Consider the following 15,565-nt stretch of genomic DNA (forward strand, 5'->3'; position numbering starts at 1 on the left):
CATGATGACTGCCTCTCGCATCCGCCCGCGCCTGTCGGCCGGCGTTCTTCTGCTTCTGGCCCTCACCCTGCCATTGGTGTCGGGGTGCGACGACGAGTCCCTCACGGCGCCGGAGGTGCAGAACGACCGGTTCAACAGCTACGTGGCCCTCGGGAACAGCATCACCGCAGGCTTTCAGGCCGACGGCATCAACCAGACGCTGCAACAGCAGTCTTATGCCGTGCGACTGGCGGACCAGATGAACACTCCCTTCGGAATCCCTGCGCTTCAGGATCCGGGCTGTCCTCCTCCCCTTACCAACATCTTTCCGCCCGAGCGAACCGTCCCGCTTGAAGAGATCACCCCCCCGGGCTGTGCTCTGCGCTCTTCCCCGACGCCCACACAACTCAACAACGTGGCGGTGCCAGGGGCGTGGATACAGGATGCCCTTACGAACAGTGCGGCAGCCGGTGCACACCCAAACGAGCTTACCTCCTTCATTCTGGGTGGAAAAACACAGGTGGAGGCGGCTATGGAGGCCAACCCCTCGTTTGCAACTGTCTGGCTCGGAAACAACGACGTCCTCCGAGCGGCCCTTGCTGGGGACCCAAGTCTCTCAACCTCCGCCTCGAACTTCTCGTCCCGCTACACGCGTGTTCTCGACAGCTTAGAGGCTGCAGGTGCGGAGAACGGGGCACTTGGTAGCGTCGCGAACGTGACGCTCATTCCGAACCTGTCCCCCGGCCAGGCCTACGCCGCCGCCGAGTCACGGATTAATCAACTCGGCCAGCAACGCGCTGCCAACGACGGCGACCCTAACACGAGCTGGGGAAGCTACAGCGTGGCTGCGAGCTGTGCCTCAGGTCCTTCAGCTACCCAATCACGAATCTCATTCCGCTATGGCTTCGAGGGGCTCTTCACACTTGCCCTCTCGGGACAAGACGTAGAGTTGGACTGCACCGACAACCGCATCCTCGCCGAGATCTATGGTCAAGGCACGCTCGACCAAGTTGGCATTGGCAGCCTCGGGGCGCTGTCAGTGCTTACGGCCCCGGAGACTCAGCAACTCGTGGAACGGCTCCAAACGTACAACACGTTTCTTCAATCGGAAGCCGATGATCGGGGCTGGGCATACGTCGACGTAAACGCGGCCCTCGGCGCCCTCTACAACGCCGGCACCGAAACTCCGAACGATCCTTCCGACGACCTGGTGCCTAAATTCCCCAATCTCGCCCCCGACCAGCCAACATTCGGTCAGTTCTTCAGCGAGGACGGCGTGCACCCGAGTTCGTCGACCCACCAAGTGGTGACCAACCTCTTCGTCGAAGCCATCAACGACGAGTACGACACCTCCCTGCAGACCATCGACGCGCCGGACGTGCCGGGATCGCAGCGTTCCAACCGCGAATTATGAGGTCGTGTCCGCGGCGGTCGTGTCGGTCTGAATGGTATCGGGCGCCATCGTCTCGGCGGTGTCCGCGCTCGGGGGCGGGGCCACGGTCGTGTCGGACGACGGCACGGTGGCCGGCGTCGACGTGGTGTCCATCGCGCTCGTATCGGCGGCCTCGATCAGAACATTCCCGTTTTGGGTCCGGAGCTCGAGGGTCGGCCCGCCGTCCCCCGTCTGGGCGTCGTAGCGCGCCCCGGCATTGATGGGGGCAAACTGCTCGTTGGTGAACGTGAGCCCGCGGGTCCGAATTGTGCCCGCGTCCGTCTCGGCGTCGACCTGAACCGTCTCGTCCGGCGGGAGGCGGAGCCGCAGGTCTCCGTTCGCCGTCTCGATGCGGTGCGTGCCCCCGGTCGGAAGAGACTGAAAGCCCACCGCCACGTCCCCGTTCTTGATCCGCACCTCCGCGGCCCCCGCGGCCCCCTCCACGGTCACGTCGCCGTGCGCGTGAGAAACGGTCAGCGCCCCCTCCACGCCCGCCACATGGACCGGTCCGCTGAGCCGATCAACGCGGAGGGCCGTCCGGCGCGGCACCCGGCCCCGCACGTCGACGGCGGCGTAGTCCTCCTGGTCGGCCGCCAGGGTGTAGGCGTACTCGGCGTCGGTGCCACGCTCCGTAATCGAGATGCCCTCCACGACCGACTGCCCGGCCTCGCGTGTGTCTCCACGGCCGCGGCGCACGAACGAGAGGTCCGCGGTCGTTTGCCCCGCTCCCGTCAGCCGGACCGAGCCGCGCAGTCCCTCCACCACCAGGGGCCGGTCGCTAGGGGCCACGGCCCGGGCCACCGTGTCGACCACCTCCACAGGGCCAAGCCGCAGCACCCCGTCGTCCGACCGTGTGATCTCCGACTCTTGGGCGCGCTGGCATCCTCCTCCGAGCGCCGCGAGTCCGAGCATCCCGAATAGGGCGAGTGCCGTCGAGAACCACCGCATGGTACGCATCTATCATTTGAAAGACCGAGCGCGAAGAGGACCCGTGGACTCAATGGAGCTCAATGTTTTGGATGAACCGACGGGCGGCGAAGTAGGACCCGAGCCACCCGAGCAGAACGCCGCTCCCCACGAGGCCGCCGAAGAACAGGAGCTCCGTGTAGAGCGACAGGGGGGTCTGATCGATTTGCTGAAAAAACAGCCGGTAGAGCCCCCACACCACGCCCCCCGCAATGGCTCCTCCAGCGAACCCCTGCACGATCCCCTCGACGAGGAAGGGACGCCGCACGAAGCGGTCCGTGGCGCCCACCAGCTTCATGGTTCGGATGAGCAGCCGCCGGGCGTAAATGGTGAGCCGGATCGTGTTGGCCACGAGAAAAATGGCCGCAAGCACGACAATGACGCCCAGCGACAGCCCGATGGCATTGATGAGCTGCCGGTTCTGTGCCACCCGCGTGAGCAGGTCCCGGTTGAGGACGACCTCCTCCGCCCCTCGCCACCCGTTGATGACGTCCGCGGCACGGGCCATGCTGTCCGGATGGGCGTGGCTCGGGGCCATCTCGATCTTGATCGAGGCGGGCAGAAACGTCGGGTCTTCGAAGGCGGAGGCCCCCTCCCCAAACTCCTCCCGAAAAATCTTGGCGGCCTCCTCGTGAGAGATGAGCTCGGCCTGCGCGACCCCCGGCATCGTCTGCACGCGAGCGTGGAGGGCCTCCTGGACGTCATCGGTCGCGTCCTGCTCGATAAAGACCTCCATCTGGCTGGCCTGCTCGCGCAGCATCTCCGACACGACCGAGGCCTCGTACCCCACGATGCCGAACACGCCCACCAGCACCAGGGCGACCGCGATGGCGCTCGTGGACGCCACGGCCGAGAACGTGGCGCGTCGGAGGTTGGCAAAGCCTTCCCGAATGAAATACGGCAGCACGGCAGGAGGGGTCGAGTCTGAAGGAATACGGCCGCAGTGACAACCTACGAAGACCGGGTCGGAAAGGACAAGCGGAGGCGCACAGAACAATCGCGTGCACGAAATCCGCCGTGCCCCGCTTAACCTGGAGCTCTTCTGACGATTGTGGGCGCCTCCTCACCCGGTCGGATGAGTCCGGGCGATGCGAAGACCGACGGTCATGCCCTTTCGAAGCTGACTGGCGCAGCCAATCGGGGTGGAGGCGACAAACGAGGGCGCTGTTTTGCACCCTCCGCCTCGGGAGGCAGCAATACGAGAATCCGTCGGGACGAACGGGCAGTTGATGCGGTGGGCCTGCGGGGGCCAGAAACGCGTCGGGGGCCCGGGCCGCGCTCCAGAGCGCCCTGCTCTGGCCGCTTCCGTTTGCCGCCGGGCGGGCACCTACCGCTCGGCCCCGTCGGGATACGTCGCCCCACGGGGGTAGGAGCCGAGCACCTGAAGCTCCATCGTGATTTCCCGGAGGTGGTCCAGCGCCCGGGCCACCGCCTCGGCCTCCACGTCCCCGTGCACGTCGAGGTAAAACCGGTAGCGGCCCGGCTGCCCCACCAGGGGCCGGCTTTCGATCTTGGCCAGGTCCAGTTCGCGGAGCGCGAAGACAGCGAGGCTCTTGAAGAGGGCCCCCGGCACATTTTCCTGTAGGACGAACGTGATGGACGTCTTCGGCTCGCCGGCCCCCACCGGGGGCGCGCCCGCGTCCGCCGGGGCCAGCACGAGGAAGCGGGTAAAGTTCTGGTCGTTGTCCTGGAGCCCTTCGGCGAGGACCTCAAGGCCGTAGCGCTCGGCGGCTCGTCGGGAGGCCACCGCCGCCGTTGTCGGGGCACCGGTCTCCGCCACCCCCCGGGCCGCCCCGGCCGTGTCCGGCGTGGCCTCCGGCGTCGCGCCCGGAACCTGGGCCCGGAGCCAGTCCCGGCACTGCCCGAGCGCCTGCTGATGGGACCGCACGACCTCCAGCCCGTTGATCGTCGCCCCCGCCGGCGCCATCAGACAGTGGTGAATGCGCAGCTGGAGCTCCCCGATGATCGTGACGGCGTGCGTGCGGAGGTGGTCGTAGTTGACGCGCACGCTGCCGAACACCGCGTTTTCGATGGGCACCACCGCACGGCCCACCGCGCCTCCCTCAACGGCCTCGAAAACATCCTCGAACGTAGCGGACGGATGCACCTCGGCGGCATCGAAGACGCACCGGACGGCTTCTTCGCTGAAGGCACCGGGCTCTCCCTGAAAGGCAACGCGATGGGCCATCGTCGTGTGTAGACCGCTGCGGGCAAAGACGTGAGACCGGGACGAAATGAATCGGCAGTCCCACGCCCGCAATGGCCCTGCGTTCCGTTCCGCACCAGAAAAAGGAAACGCCTGACCGGACCGGTGGCCCGACCAGGCGTCACGATGCGCTTACAGGTCTCGTCCGGCGGCGCGGGCGGTCTCGTCACGCCCCCACCCCGGACGCTCCCTGGCAGGGGAGAACAGAAAGCGCCGGAGACGTGCCGCTACTGGATCTCAATCTGACGGCGCGTGCTCGTCTCCGTCTTCGGGACATTGATTGCCAGCACGCCCTCGTCGTAGGTGGCCTCCACGCGGTCCGGATCCACCGCGTCCGGAAGGGTAAACGTCCGGTGGAAGTTGCCAAAGGCGCGCTCCACGCGCACGTACTCTTCGCCGTCCTCCTGCCGCTCACTGGACCGCTCGCCGCTCACAGTCAGCGTGTTGTTCTGGAGGTTGATGGCGATGTCGTCCTTCGTCATGCCGGGCACGTCGAGGCGAATGTGGAACGCGTCGTCCGTCTCCGACAGGTCCGTCCGGGGGGCCCAGACGGCCGACGTGTCGTCGTCGCTTCCTCGACCGAAAAACTGGTCGAAGATGCTGTCCACCTCACGCTGGAGGTCGCGAATCGTGCGGTTCGGGGTGCGGCGTGTGAGCTGCGTCATGGGTGATCACCTCTGTACAGGTTGTTCGAGAGTCTCACGAACGTGTCAACCAGGGCGTCGCACAACGCCCCGTCGTTTGTCGGTGCACCCACATTTAGCATCAAGACGTGTACCAGCCGGTGTCCTCCCTGTCGCCGACCGAAATTTCGGCAAGCCGCCCCCTGCCGTCGTGACAGCGGCCTGTAGATGTGACGGTCCCGCAACGCGTGTGCCCTCCTACCGCGGCGTCACGTCAATCACGACGGGGAGGTGATCGGACGCCGTCGGCGTATCGTCCGCCCGGAGCCCGTGGGCCGAGCGCACGTCGGCCGGCAGCGCCGGGGTGTGCAGCACAAACGCGTGGACGACCTCCAGTACGCTGTCGGTAACGAACGCGTAGTCGAGCCGCCCCGGCGGAAACGAACTGCCGGGCGCGATCCAGGTGGTGTGCAGGGGCGACGCCACCTGGCGCGGCCTGGTGTCCAGCAGGGGCGATCCGTCCCAGTCCGGCGCCGCCGGCGATCCGTACCGGTCGGTGTGTACGATCTCCCCCGTCCGCAGCGTCCGCGGCTGCTGGGCGTCCCCGACAAAGTTCATGTCCCCGAGCACCACGATCGGGGTCTTCGGCGGAACGTCGAACGGCCCGTCCCCCTGTTTTACCTCTCGCAGGAAGGCCACCACGCCGTCCACCACCCGCTGCCGCTGTGCGTTGCGGGAGGGCTCGCCGTCATCGGGGCCGTAGTTGCAGCAGGGCGGGTGCATGTTCACCACCAGGAGGTCCGTCCCCAGCGCACCGTCCGCGTCGAGCAGGAAGGCGCCGCTCACGTTGTTCTCGTACCCTGGAATGGTGTGGGTGTCGAGAATGGGGTATCGGCTGCCGAGGACGAGATCCTGGCCCTCCTTGGCCCAGTCCCACCCGCCCGGCAGTCCGAGCGCCTCGTCGGCGACCGTCGCCACCTGGTCGGCGGTCTGGTCGTAGACCTCCTGAAACGCAATGACGCCCGGATCGGTGGCGTCGAAGATGCGCCGGAAGCTCGGCTGGCGGGTTTCGAAAAAGATTGCACTCCGTTCGCGGTCAAAATCGTTGACCGAGTTGTACGAGAGCATCCGCAGGGCCGAGGCGGTCGGCGCGTCGAGAGACGGCGCGTCGAGGGGCGTGTCGGCATCCGAGAGGACGTACCCGAGCCCCCCGTCGGCGTCCGGCAGCCGGTCCCCGTCGGTCGACAGGCCCACCCGGAGGCTGTCTCTCTCAAACAGGGGCCCGTCGTTGGTGGGCGTCGCCGACCGGTCGAAGGCCACCTCGAACGTCTCGGACGTCACCGTGGGCAGGGACGTGAACCCGAGGGCCGCGTGCGTCACCTCTTCCGCGTCGCCGTCGCGAACCACTCGGCCGGACCGCTCGCCAAACGTCCAGGCCAGCTCCGCCCCCAGTCCCAGTGCCTGCTGCCCCGTCCCGGGATTGTTGTCCGTATCGAGATAGAGCGTCAGGTCGTTGCCTTCCTGGAGGTTGACGGCCTCGCCGAGCTCGAGGCGGAGGAAGAGGTAGTCGTCATCGTGGGCGACCCACACGCGCTTGAGGTCGACGCCCGCCCCGTCGTCGGGCGCGTCGGTGTGACGGACCGGGAGCTCCGCCCAATCGCCCCGTTCGCCATCCACGTAGATGCGGGCCGGGTGCGAGGTGTACCCGTCCACCGGCGCGGCCGTCGGGGGCGCGTCCTCCGACGGCGACTCGGCCTCGCCCTCGTCGGCGGTTTCATTCAGTCCCCCGCACCCCCCGGCGACAAAAAGAAACAACAGCGCAACAGAGAGCAGGAGACGCCGAGACATGGACAACGAGGGCGTTTGGGATGAACCACGCGGGAGACAGAGGCGCTATATTGCGTGTCCTGAGGGATGTTCGGGAAACGGGGCGCACGCAGAACCGCGGCCGCCCCAATCGTCGTGCTTTTCATATCCGTCGTCACGAAACGAATGCAGACCCTCTGGCTCGCCCGCCACGCCAACCGTCAGGATTTCGCGGATCCGGACTGGGCGGCGACGGCCGACTGGCCCGACGACCCCGGCCTCTCTCCCGACGGCGTCGAGCAGGCCCGGCAACTGGGCCGCCGCGTCGATGCCCTCGACGTCGACCGGATCGTCGCGTCTCCGTACCTCCGCACCGTCCAGACCGCCCACCACGTCGCCACGACGACCGGCCACGGCGTCCTCCTGGAGCCGGGATTGGGGGAGTGGCTCAACGACGACTGGTTCGACGACGTCCCGAACACACGCGCCCCCACGGCGCTTGCCGATCGGTTCGGGTCGGTGCTGCCGTCGTCGGCACCGCCCTGCCGGACCCCCGCCTACCCAGAGTCGAGGCACCGGGCCCTCGCCCGCCTCGGGGCCGCCGGCACGTGCCTCGCCGACCGGTACGCCGGCGAGACACTGCTCCTCGTGGGCCACGGCATCACGGTGCAGGGCGTTCTGCACGGCCTCGTGGGCAGCGACGTGCCCGACCCCGGGTGCCCGCTCGCCAGCCTCACGAAAGTTGCGCGGCGGAACGGAGACTGGACCGTTTCCCTCCGGAACGACACGAGCCACCTCGAAAACGGCACCCGCGCCCCCGACCGACTCGCCTGACTCGGGGAGGGGGCAGCCTCCGTCCCCACATGCCCCCAAGGCACGAGGCACCCAGCTTTTCAGGAGCCACCGGCCCCGGCGATGCGCGTCCAGAGATCCAGCGTCGGCCGGTCGGGGGTCGGGGCCGAAGGCTGCTGCCTCTGCTGACGCCGGCGTCCTGGTCGCCGCCCCCGCGGGGACCGGCCCCGCCCTCCGCGCCCCGTCACCGACGGGATGCCCCGCGAGGACGGGGTCACAAGATCGGTATCGTCCGGATCGGGGGTCTGGAGCCCGACCGCGACGGTACTGCCCAGTTCTCCACGCAGGCCGTGCTCCCAGCGGTCGCCGGTCGTTGACGACCGGGACGGGGACACGGGCACGGCCATCTCGTAAATGAGCGATCCGGTGTCGAGCGTGGCCTGTGCCCTGAGGGCCGAGGATAGCCCCGCAGGCATCCGGTAGCGGACCGTGTCGTTCCGGATGACCGCAAGGTCCGACGGAAACAGATCGTCGAGGGGCGCCCCCCCTCGCGGCACGTCGCCCCCGGATGCCCCACCCCTCTGATTCGCCCCGGCCTGCTGGGCCCGACGCCCGAGCGGGTACCGGACCCCGTAGGTGTGCCGCTCTTCGCCGGCCGGGTCGATCCACACGATGAGCCCGTTCTCGGCCACAGACCGGATGAGGTCGCGGTCCGGAATCACGACGGCCAGATACAGCAGGCTATCGGTCGGCGCGGCGCTCATGGACACGGAGCGGCCGTCCACCCGGGCAAGCGCCCCGCCCCACTCCGAAAGCGCCCCGTCAATGGCCGGGGCCTGCGACAGCGAGTGCGACTGCAGCGTGGGCGGGCTGCTGCAGCCTCCCCCGAAGACACCGGCGAGGACCATCAGGAGGAGGCCAAACCAGACTCTAGACATAGGCGAGTTCATTCGATGAGAGAGAGGCGGGATGCGTGCCGGCGCCGAGTGCCCTGCCGCCCGGGCGCAAAAGGTATCTACACCGGTCGCGAATTGCCAACCGGAATGGGCGCTCGAAACCAGCCGATGGATCTTTCTTGCGAAGGGCTCTTCCGAACAGACGCCTGCGGGGGAAGTGCCTCGATCCGTCGCCGTACGGGAAGAGTGCACCGGGACGAACGGCCCCACTCCACCTACGAAAAACAGCCCATCACACAACTGGAAGGGACGGCGGGCAGACGTTGCATTCTCTGCCCCCCGACACCCCCAACTAAAACAACATTTCATCGGCATCATACGTACCAATCAGGTACGACTTGTAACAGACAGAGGCGCGGTATCGTCCTTCCGATGGTATGACCTGAACAAGGAAATTCCCCTCATTTCCCCGATACAGAGCTCCCATGTCGCTATGCTCTATTCTCGGACCTTGAGTTGGGCGGTCATTCTCCTCCTGGCTGCTCCGTGTGCTTCCGCCCAACCCACGACGGATTCTTCGCCGTCCAGCCCGGCTCCGCACACGGCCCTTGATAGCACCGACTCCGGTGTGCCGGCTTCCGAGGAAACCCCGTGGGGCCGCACCGAATCGTACGCGGGCGATCACGCGGGCGACTATGTCGGCACGACGGGGGGCTGGACAAGCCCGTTTGGACAGGCGTCTGCCGTGTACCGCGCGCCGCCGCCGCTCCGCTACAATCGCGTCGAGGGGCTGGTGCTCGGCCTCCGGCGCAGTCCGCTCTCGCTCCGCGACCCGGACGACACCGCGCGCATCTACGGCCAACTCGGCTACGCCTTTGCGCTGGGGGACCTGCGGTACACGATCGGGGTCGAATCGAAACTGATTCGCGACGCAGAGACAGGATTAAAGCTCGGGGCGTCCTACCAAAAGCAGACCCGGACCCCCGACCGCTGGAAGACGTCGTACGCGGAGAATTCGCTCGGCGGCATCGGGCTCGGGTACGACTTCTTCGACTACTACGAGGGCGAGGGGCTCTCCCTCTACGCAGTCCAGGCCCTCCCGGCCACGTTCCGCCTAACCGCGGGCGTTCGCTTCGAAGAGCACCGCCCGCTTTCCCGGAATACCGGCTGGTCTCTCTTCGAGGCCACCTCGTTTCGCACGAATCCCAGGGCTGAGGCGGGCCGCCTGCACGCCGGAACAGTGAGTCTCGAGGGGGGACACGTCGAGGACCGCGACGACCTTCCCACCGGTGCTGCCTTCCGGACGACAGCCACGATTGGGACCGACTTCGGCGGCGACCTCCGCGCCAACCGCTACGAGGTGGACGGGCGCGCCTTCCTCCCCCTCTCGAGCAACACACGTCTCGGGCTTCGGCTTCGCGGCGGATACGCCACGAGCGACGCCCCGCCCCAGCAGCAGTTCACGCTTGGCGGCATCGGGTCCGTTCGGAGCTACGACCAGAACGCGCTCCGCGGCACGCGCATGCTGCTGGGCAACGTCGAGTACATCGTCGACGGCGCCACGCTGGACGACGACTTCCTCGACGACCTCTTCCTCGTGGGGCTGTTCGATGCCGGGTGGGTGGGGCAGCCAGGCACACGGCTCCGCACGGAGGACGTGCTGCCGTCCGCCGGGGTCGGAATCGGGCTGGACGAACGGGACGTGCGCCTGGACGTGTCCTGGCCGCTCCGGTCCGTGCCCGCAACGGGCTCTCGTCCGTCGATTTGGCTCCGCATCACCCCGAACTTTTAGGGCGAGCCGCACGTCGACCTGGCCCCGCGTCCTACGCGGTCCCCGTCGAGCCGAAGCCGCCGGGCCCCCGCACGGTCTCTTCGAGGGCCTCGCGGTGCACCCATTCCACGCGGGCGTGCCGCGCCACCACGAGCTGGGCGATGCGCATGCCGCGCTCAATCGTGAACGGCTCGGCGCCGTGGTTCACGAGCAGAACCTTGACCTCCCCGCGGTAGTCGGCGTCGATGGTGCCCGGACTGTTGAGGACGGTCACCCCGTGATCGTGGGCCAGTCCACTCCGCGGCCGGACCTGGCCCTCGTGCCCCTCCGGCAGCGCAAGTTTCAGGCCCGTGTCCACGAGGGCGCGGGCGCCCGGATCCAGCACGACCGGGGCGTCCGTCGGCACCGCCGCCCGCAGGTCCATGCCCGCACTCGCGGACGTCTCGTAGCTCGGCAGGGCGAGCCCCTCGGCGTGGGGCAGGCGCGTGATGGAAACGTCGATCATCGAAGCGTTCGGGATCGGAGTGAGAGATTGAGAAGGAACGTGCGGCCCCCCCGCCGGTCCGTTATTCGATGTCGCCCATGAGCCGCTTCACGGGCGGCGCGGCAAGCATCGCGACCAGGCCGCCCCCGCCAATAATGAGGGCCACCGTCGTAAACAGCCCGGACGGGTCGAGCGTCTCCAGCTGCCCGGCAATGAGTCCGGCGAACAGGTTGCCGAGGGCCGTAGAGACGAACCAGACGCCCATCATCTGGCCCACGCGGTTCTCCGGCGCGAGCTTCGTCATTGACGACAGGCCCACCGGGGAGAGGGCCAGCTCGCCGCAGGTGTGCAGGAAGTAGGTGACCACCAGCCAGTGGGCGCCCACCGGGTTCTCGGCGGTCGCCTGCGACGCGCCCCAGGCGATCACGAAGAAGCCCGCGGCCAGGCCCAGGAGGCCGAGCCCAAACTTGACGGGAATGGAGGGGTTGGCGTTGCGGTTGGCAAGCCACGTCCAGAACGACCCGAAGACCGGCGCGAGGAGGACGATGAACGTCGGGTTGATGTTTTGCAGCATGCTGGCCGGCATGGTCCAGCCGCCCGCGATCTGGTAGGCCAGATAGCCGAGGAAGCCGACCACGAGGGCGCCGAGCAGGCTCACGCCCGCCCGTCCCACCCACCAGAGGTTCTCGCGCCGAAACATGCGGTAGCCGATGTACGCCGCCGGCAGGCCGATTAGGACGAGGGCCCCCATCAGGGCCGAGGTCTGCGAAAGCGCAAACGGCCCAAAGTCGCGGGCCGTGAGGTCTCGGGCGAACAGGTTGAGCGAAGAGCCCGCCTGCTCAAAGCCGGACCAGAAGAGGGCCGACAGGAGAAACAGCCAGTAGATGACGAGGTACCGCCGCCGCTTCAGCGACACGTCGTATTGCGGGGCTGCAAGGCGGGCAATGCTCACCAGCACGAAAAACAGGACCGTCGCGCCGACCCCAATCTGGGACGCCAGCGCCGCCCCGTCCACGAACTGATTTGTGACGAGGCTGGCCACGACGAAGAAGGCGGCCATTGTCCCCACGCCCGCCCACTCGAGCGTGAGGTAGGCAAAGAAGAGGAGCGTGACGAGAATGATGCCGATTCCCACCGCCTCGGCCACCTGGGTGAGCGTGATGCTGATGACCCCGGACGTGGCCAGGAACCCAAACGCCACGATCAGGGCCGTCACCAGTGCCGTAAGGCGGTAGAAGGTGCGGCTCTTCTGTTGGACGGCCTCCTCGTCGTCGGCGTCGAGCAGCCCGGCCTCCCCCAGGTTGGGCGCGCCCAGCTTGTAGGAAATGAGCCCCACCAGCATGCCGAAGCCCGCCAGCGAGAAGCCCCAGTGCCAGCTGTAATTCTCGGCCAGCCACCCGCAGAGCGTCGGGCCCAGGATGGCCCCGAAGTTGATCCCCATGTAGAAGACCGAGAAGCCCGCGTCACGTCGGGCCCCGCCCTCCGGGTAGAGGTCCCCGACCATCGTGCTGATGTTGGGCTTCAGGAGGCCCGTGCCGACGACGATCAGAAACAGTCCGAGGTAGAAGAAGGACACGTCCGGGAGGCCAAAGGCCGGCATCGCCAGGCTGAAGTGCCCCGCGGCAATGATGCAGCCGCCGACGAAGACCGACCGCCGCTGGCCCCAGATGTTGTCCGCCACCCAGCCACCGGGCAGGGCCAGCAGATAGACAAACGCCGTGTACAGGCCGTAGACCGCCGTCGCCTTTTCGGTGCCGAAGCCGAGCCCCGGGTTCGTCGCTGCCGCGCCGGCCGGGGCCGTCATGAACAGGACGAGGAGCGCCCGTAGTCCGTAGTAGCTGAACCGCTCCCACAGCTCTGTAAAGAAGAGTGTGGCGAGGCCGCGCGGGTGCCCGAAAAAGTCCCGCCGACCGGCCACGGCCGTGGCCTCCCCCCCCGACGGCGCCCGGGCCCCTCCATTCTGCATCGACTCGTCGGACGAGGGACCGCTGGCTGCCATTTGGGACCTAGAAATCAATCGGAAAAACGCGTCGGGGGACGAAAGGGCGTGTTCAACTGGACCGTTACAGGATCCGTATGAACGCTGGGAATATAGGAGACACTCGCTGCTCTGTCTAATTCTATGTCTAAATTCACGGTGAGGACGAACTGGGAATTGACTCTGCCGTTCGGGGTGGTGGTTTTATTGCACTCGCCTTTCCCTCCGTCTTTCGCACCCGAACACCCGCGTCCACCATGGAACGCTCCTCCCGCGCCGATCTCATTTCGGAGGATTCCCATCCCGCCCGCACCCACACCTGCGGCGACCTCCACGCCGACGACAACGGCGAGGCGGTCGTCCTGAAAGGGTGGGTCGACACCCGGCGCGACCACGGCGGGCTCGTGTTCGTGGACCTGCGCGACCGCTACGGCCTCACCCAGGTCGTCTTTTCGCCGCAGGACAACCAGACGGCCTACGAGGTGGCCGGACAGCTGCGCCGGGAGGACGTGATCAGCGTACAGGGAACCGTCCGCCCGCGGGGCGAGGAGGCCGTGAACCCGGACCTGCCGACCGGGGCCATCGAGGTCAGTGCCGATGACCTGGCGGTGCTCAACACGTCCGAGACGCCGCCCTTCGTCGTGAGCGCCCACGAGGAGCGGCAGATGAACACGAACGAGGACCTGCGCTTGGCGCACCGCTACCTGGACCTCCGGCGGCCGGCCCTGCAGGAGAACATCGAGCTGCGCCACCGGCTCTACCAGACGACCCACCGCTACTTCGACGCCCACGACTTCTTGGAGGTGGAGACCCCGGTGCTCATGAAATCCACCCCGGAGGGCGCGCGCGACTTCCTCGTCCCCAGCCGCCTCCACCCGGGCCGCTTCTACGCGCTGCCGCAGTCGCCGCAGACCTACAAGCAACTGCTCATGGTGGGCGGGCTCGACCGCTACGTCCAGATCGTAAAGTGCTTCCGCGACGAGGACCTGCGGGCCGACCGCCAGCCGGAGTTTACGCAGATCGACGTGGAGATGACGTTCGCCACCGAGGAGCAGGTCTACGAGCTTACCGAGGGGCTCATGGCCGACCTCTGGGACACCCTGGAGGACACGACGCTGGAGACGCCCTTTCCGCGCATGACCTACGACGAGGCGCTGCGGACCTACGGCACCGACAAGCCGGACCTGCGCTTCGACTTGGAATTGCACGACGTGAGCGACTGCTTCGCCGGCAGCGGCTTCCGCGTCTTCGACTCGATCGTGGACGACGGCGGACACATCGTGGCCCTCCGGGTGCCCGGCGAGGGCGACCGGGGGCGCGCCGCCATGGACCGGCTGGAGGACCACGTGACCGACGAGATCGGCGCCGCCGGGCTCATCTACTTCCAGCTGCCGTCCGACGGCTCCGGGATCGAGCAGAACCTGAGCAGCGACGCCCTGCCCCACGAGTACGGGCGGGCCGCCGCCGAACAGGTGGGCGCCGAGGCGGGCGACTTGGTTCTCACGCTGGCCGGCCACGCGCCCACCGTGTTCGAGCAGGCCGGCGCCCTGCGCCTCCACATGGGCGAGGAGCTCGGCCTGCGCCCGCCCGCCGACGAGGGCGAGGACGCGTTCCTCTGGGTCACCGACTTTCCGCTGATGGAGTACGACGAGGAGGCCGGGCGCCCCGTCTCGATGCACCACCCCTTCACGGCGCCCCACCCGGACGACCTCGACCACCTCGACGAGGACCCGACGCAGGTGCAGGCGCGGGCCTACGACCTCGTGCTCAACGGCACCGAGATCGGCGGCGGCTCCATCCGCATCCACAACCACGAGACGCAAATGCAGGTCTTCGATGTCCTCGGGATCGACGCGGAGGAGGCGCAGGACCGATTCGGGTTTTTGCTCGACGCCCTCCGCTACGGCGCGCCGCCGCACGGGGGCATCGCACTCGGGCTCGACCGCCTCGTCATGCTGCTGGCCGGGGCCGATTCGCTCCGCGACGTCATCGCCTTCCCCAAGACCCAGAGCGGCAAGGAGCCAATGGTGAAGTCGCCCGACTGGGTGGACCCCGAGCAGCTGGAGACCCTCGCCCTCCGCCTCGACCTGCCCCCCGACGTGGAACCGCCGGCCCGGATCGCCCAGCGCAAGCGCCTGGCGTCGTAGGCCCTGCCCCATGTCCGACTCGCTTTATCCCCCCTTGGACCTGCAGGCCCTCCGCTCGGCCGCCCACGAGCACCTTCACTGGGGGACGTGGGCGCGGTGCATCGAGGACAACGGGATTACGATCGAGCGGCCCCGCACGACGGCCCACCCCGACCATCCGTCCATTGTCTACCCGGTCGACTACGGATACGTGAACGGCACGCGGGGCGGCGACGGCGACGCACTCGACGTGTTCGTGGGCCGCGGCACGACCGGCCTCGTGGGGGCGCTCCTGACGACCGATCACCAGCAGCGGGACCGGGAGGCCAAGCTCCTCTACGACTGTACGCCCGCCGAGGTCTACACGGCCCACGGCTTTATCAACTACGACCGGACGCTGCTGGAGGGCGTGCTGGTGCTCCGCCAAGAGATGCGGGCCCTCTGGGACGAGGGCAACGGACCGGCCCCACCCTCGGCGCAACGACCGTAGGCGGGACTCACGTCTC

The 15,565-nt window shown here is 67.8% G+C and carries 13 protein-coding genes; 5 read left to right on the top strand and 8 right to left on the bottom strand.

Annotated features, from left to right (window positions below; genetic code table 11):
• Position 1: 1 nt before the first annotated feature.
• Positions 2-1,393 carry an SGNH/GDSL hydrolase family protein gene (locus tag OJA40_RS03120; protein WP_208426578.1) on the top strand — a complete coding sequence of 464 codons (1,392 nt, stop codon included), beginning with the start codon at positions 2-4 and terminating at the stop codon, positions 1,391-1,393.
• Here OJA40_RS03120 and OJA40_RS03125 read toward each other — a convergent pair.
• The 5 genes from OJA40_RS03125 to OJA40_RS03145 all read right to left on the bottom strand — a co-directional run bounded on the left by OJA40_RS03125 (position 1,388) and on the right by OJA40_RS03145 (position 7,054).
• On the bottom strand, positions 1,388-2,359 hold the full coding sequence (locus OJA40_RS03125; RefSeq protein ID WP_208426577.1) for a DUF4097 family beta strand repeat-containing protein: 972 nt from the start codon (positions 2,357-2,359) through the stop codon (positions 1,388-1,390). The genes OJA40_RS03120 and OJA40_RS03125 overlap by 6 nt on opposite strands.
• A gap of 49 nt (positions 2,360-2,408) precedes the next feature.
• Complete coding sequence (locus tag OJA40_RS03130; protein ID WP_208426576.1) at positions 2,409-3,284, bottom strand: cell division protein FtsX; 876 nt, start codon at positions 3,282-3,284, stop codon at positions 2,409-2,411.
• A gap of 420 nt (positions 3,285-3,704) precedes the next feature.
• Complete coding sequence (pheA, locus tag OJA40_RS03135; RefSeq protein WP_208426575.1) at positions 3,705-4,565, bottom strand: prephenate dehydratase; 861 nt, start codon at positions 4,563-4,565, stop codon at positions 3,705-3,707.
• A gap of 245 nt (positions 4,566-4,810) precedes the next feature.
• On the bottom strand, positions 4,811-5,248 hold the full coding sequence (locus OJA40_RS03140) for an Hsp20/alpha crystallin family protein (RefSeq protein ID WP_208426574.1): 438 nt from the start codon (positions 5,246-5,248) through the stop codon (positions 4,811-4,813).
• 216 nt (positions 5,249-5,464) lie between these two features.
• Positions 5,465-7,054 (bottom strand): endonuclease/exonuclease/phosphatase family protein, encoded by a 1,590-nt coding sequence (locus tag OJA40_RS03145; RefSeq protein ID WP_263809647.1) that lies wholly within the window; start codon positions 7,052-7,054, stop codon positions 5,465-5,467.
• Between the two features lie 144 nt (positions 7,055-7,198).
• On the opposite strand from OJA40_RS03145, the gene OJA40_RS03150 reads away from it, so the two are divergent.
• Positions 7,199-7,846 carry a histidine phosphatase family protein gene (locus OJA40_RS03150; protein ID WP_263809924.1) on the top strand — a complete coding sequence of 216 codons (648 nt, stop codon included), beginning with the start codon at positions 7,199-7,201 and terminating at the stop codon, positions 7,844-7,846.
• 59 nt (positions 7,847-7,905) lie between these two features.
• Here the strand turns inward: OJA40_RS03150 and OJA40_RS03155 are convergent, their stop codons facing one another.
• The gene (locus tag OJA40_RS03155; RefSeq protein ID WP_263809925.1) at positions 7,906-8,742 is read right to left on the bottom strand and encodes a hypothetical protein; all 837 of its coding nucleotides are present in this window, start codon (positions 8,740-8,742) and stop codon (positions 7,906-7,908) included.
• 586 nt (positions 8,743-9,328) lie between these two features.
• Between OJA40_RS03155 and OJA40_RS03160 the strand changes: the two genes are divergently transcribed.
• Positions 9,329-10,492, top strand: coding sequence for a BamA/TamA family outer membrane protein (locus OJA40_RS03160; RefSeq protein WP_263792952.1), 1,164 nt, complete (start codon positions 9,329-9,331; stop codon positions 10,490-10,492).
• A 31-nt stretch (positions 10,493-10,523) separates the two neighbouring features.
• Here OJA40_RS03160 and dut read toward each other — a convergent pair whose 3' ends face one another.
• Together dut and OJA40_RS03170 are read right to left on the bottom strand one after the other, a co-directional pair.
• Positions 10,524-10,976 carry a dUTP diphosphatase gene (gene dut / locus OJA40_RS03165; protein WP_208426767.1) on the bottom strand — a complete coding sequence of 151 codons (453 nt, stop codon included), beginning with the start codon at positions 10,974-10,976 and terminating at the stop codon, positions 10,524-10,526.
• A 61-nt stretch (positions 10,977-11,037) separates the two neighbouring features.
• Positions 11,038-12,954 carry a peptide MFS transporter gene (locus tag OJA40_RS03170; RefSeq protein WP_263809926.1) on the bottom strand — a complete coding sequence of 639 codons (1,917 nt, stop codon included), beginning with the start codon at positions 12,952-12,954 and terminating at the stop codon, positions 11,038-11,040.
• A gap of 236 nt (positions 12,955-13,190) precedes the next feature.
• Here OJA40_RS03170 and aspS point away from each other — a divergent pair, with 236 nt between their 5' ends.
• On the top strand, positions 13,191-15,080 hold the full coding sequence (gene aspS / locus OJA40_RS03175) for an aspartate--tRNA ligase (RefSeq protein ID WP_208426768.1): 1,890 nt from the start codon (positions 13,191-13,193) through the stop codon (positions 15,078-15,080).
• 10 nt (positions 15,081-15,090) lie between these two features.
• The gene (locus tag OJA40_RS03180; RefSeq protein ID WP_208426769.1) at positions 15,091-15,549 is read left to right on the top strand and encodes an inorganic diphosphatase; all 459 of its coding nucleotides are present in this window, start codon (positions 15,091-15,093) and stop codon (positions 15,547-15,549) included.
• Positions 15,550-15,565 lie beyond the last annotated feature (16 nt).

This window comes from Salinibacter pepae (genome assembly GCF_947077775.1).
Taxonomy (GTDB): domain Bacteria; phylum Bacteroidota; class Rhodothermia; order Rhodothermales; family Salinibacteraceae; genus Salinibacter; species Salinibacter pepae.

Coding starts and splice junctions, on each gene's coding strand:
- pheA (WP_208426575.1), bottom strand. CDS start 4,565: ATGGCCCATCGCGTTGCCTTTCAGGGAGAGCCCGGTGCCTTCAGCGAA.
- OJA40_RS03150 (WP_263809924.1), top strand. CDS start 7,199: ATGCAGACCCTCTGGCTCGCCCGCCACGCCAACCGTCAGGATTTCGCG.
- OJA40_RS03170 (WP_263809926.1), bottom strand. CDS start 12,954: ATGGCAGCCAGCGGTCCCTCGTCCGACGAGTCGATGCAGAATGGAGGG.
- dut (WP_208426767.1), bottom strand. CDS start 10,976: ATGATCGACGTTTCCATCACGCGCCTGCCCCACGCCGAGGGGCTCGCC.
- OJA40_RS03120 (WP_208426578.1), top strand. CDS start 2: ATGATGACTGCCTCTCGCATCCGCCCGCGCCTGTCGGCCGGCGTTCTT.
- OJA40_RS03180 (WP_208426769.1), top strand. CDS start 15,091: ATGTCCGACTCGCTTTATCCCCCCTTGGACCTGCAGGCCCTCCGCTCG.
- OJA40_RS03140 (WP_208426574.1), bottom strand. CDS start 5,248: ATGACGCAGCTCACACGCCGCACCCCGAACCGCACGATTCGCGACCTC.
- aspS (WP_208426768.1), top strand. CDS start 13,191: ATGGAACGCTCCTCCCGCGCCGATCTCATTTCGGAGGATTCCCATCCC.
- OJA40_RS03155 (WP_263809925.1), bottom strand. CDS start 8,742: ATGTCTAGAGTCTGGTTTGGCCTCCTCCTGATGGTCCTCGCCGGTGTC.
- OJA40_RS03125 (WP_208426577.1), bottom strand. CDS start 2,359: ATGCGGTGGTTCTCGACGGCACTCGCCCTATTCGGGATGCTCGGACTC.
- OJA40_RS03145 (WP_263809647.1), bottom strand. CDS start 7,054: ATGTCTCGGCGTCTCCTGCTCTCTGTTGCGCTGTTGTTTCTTTTTGTC.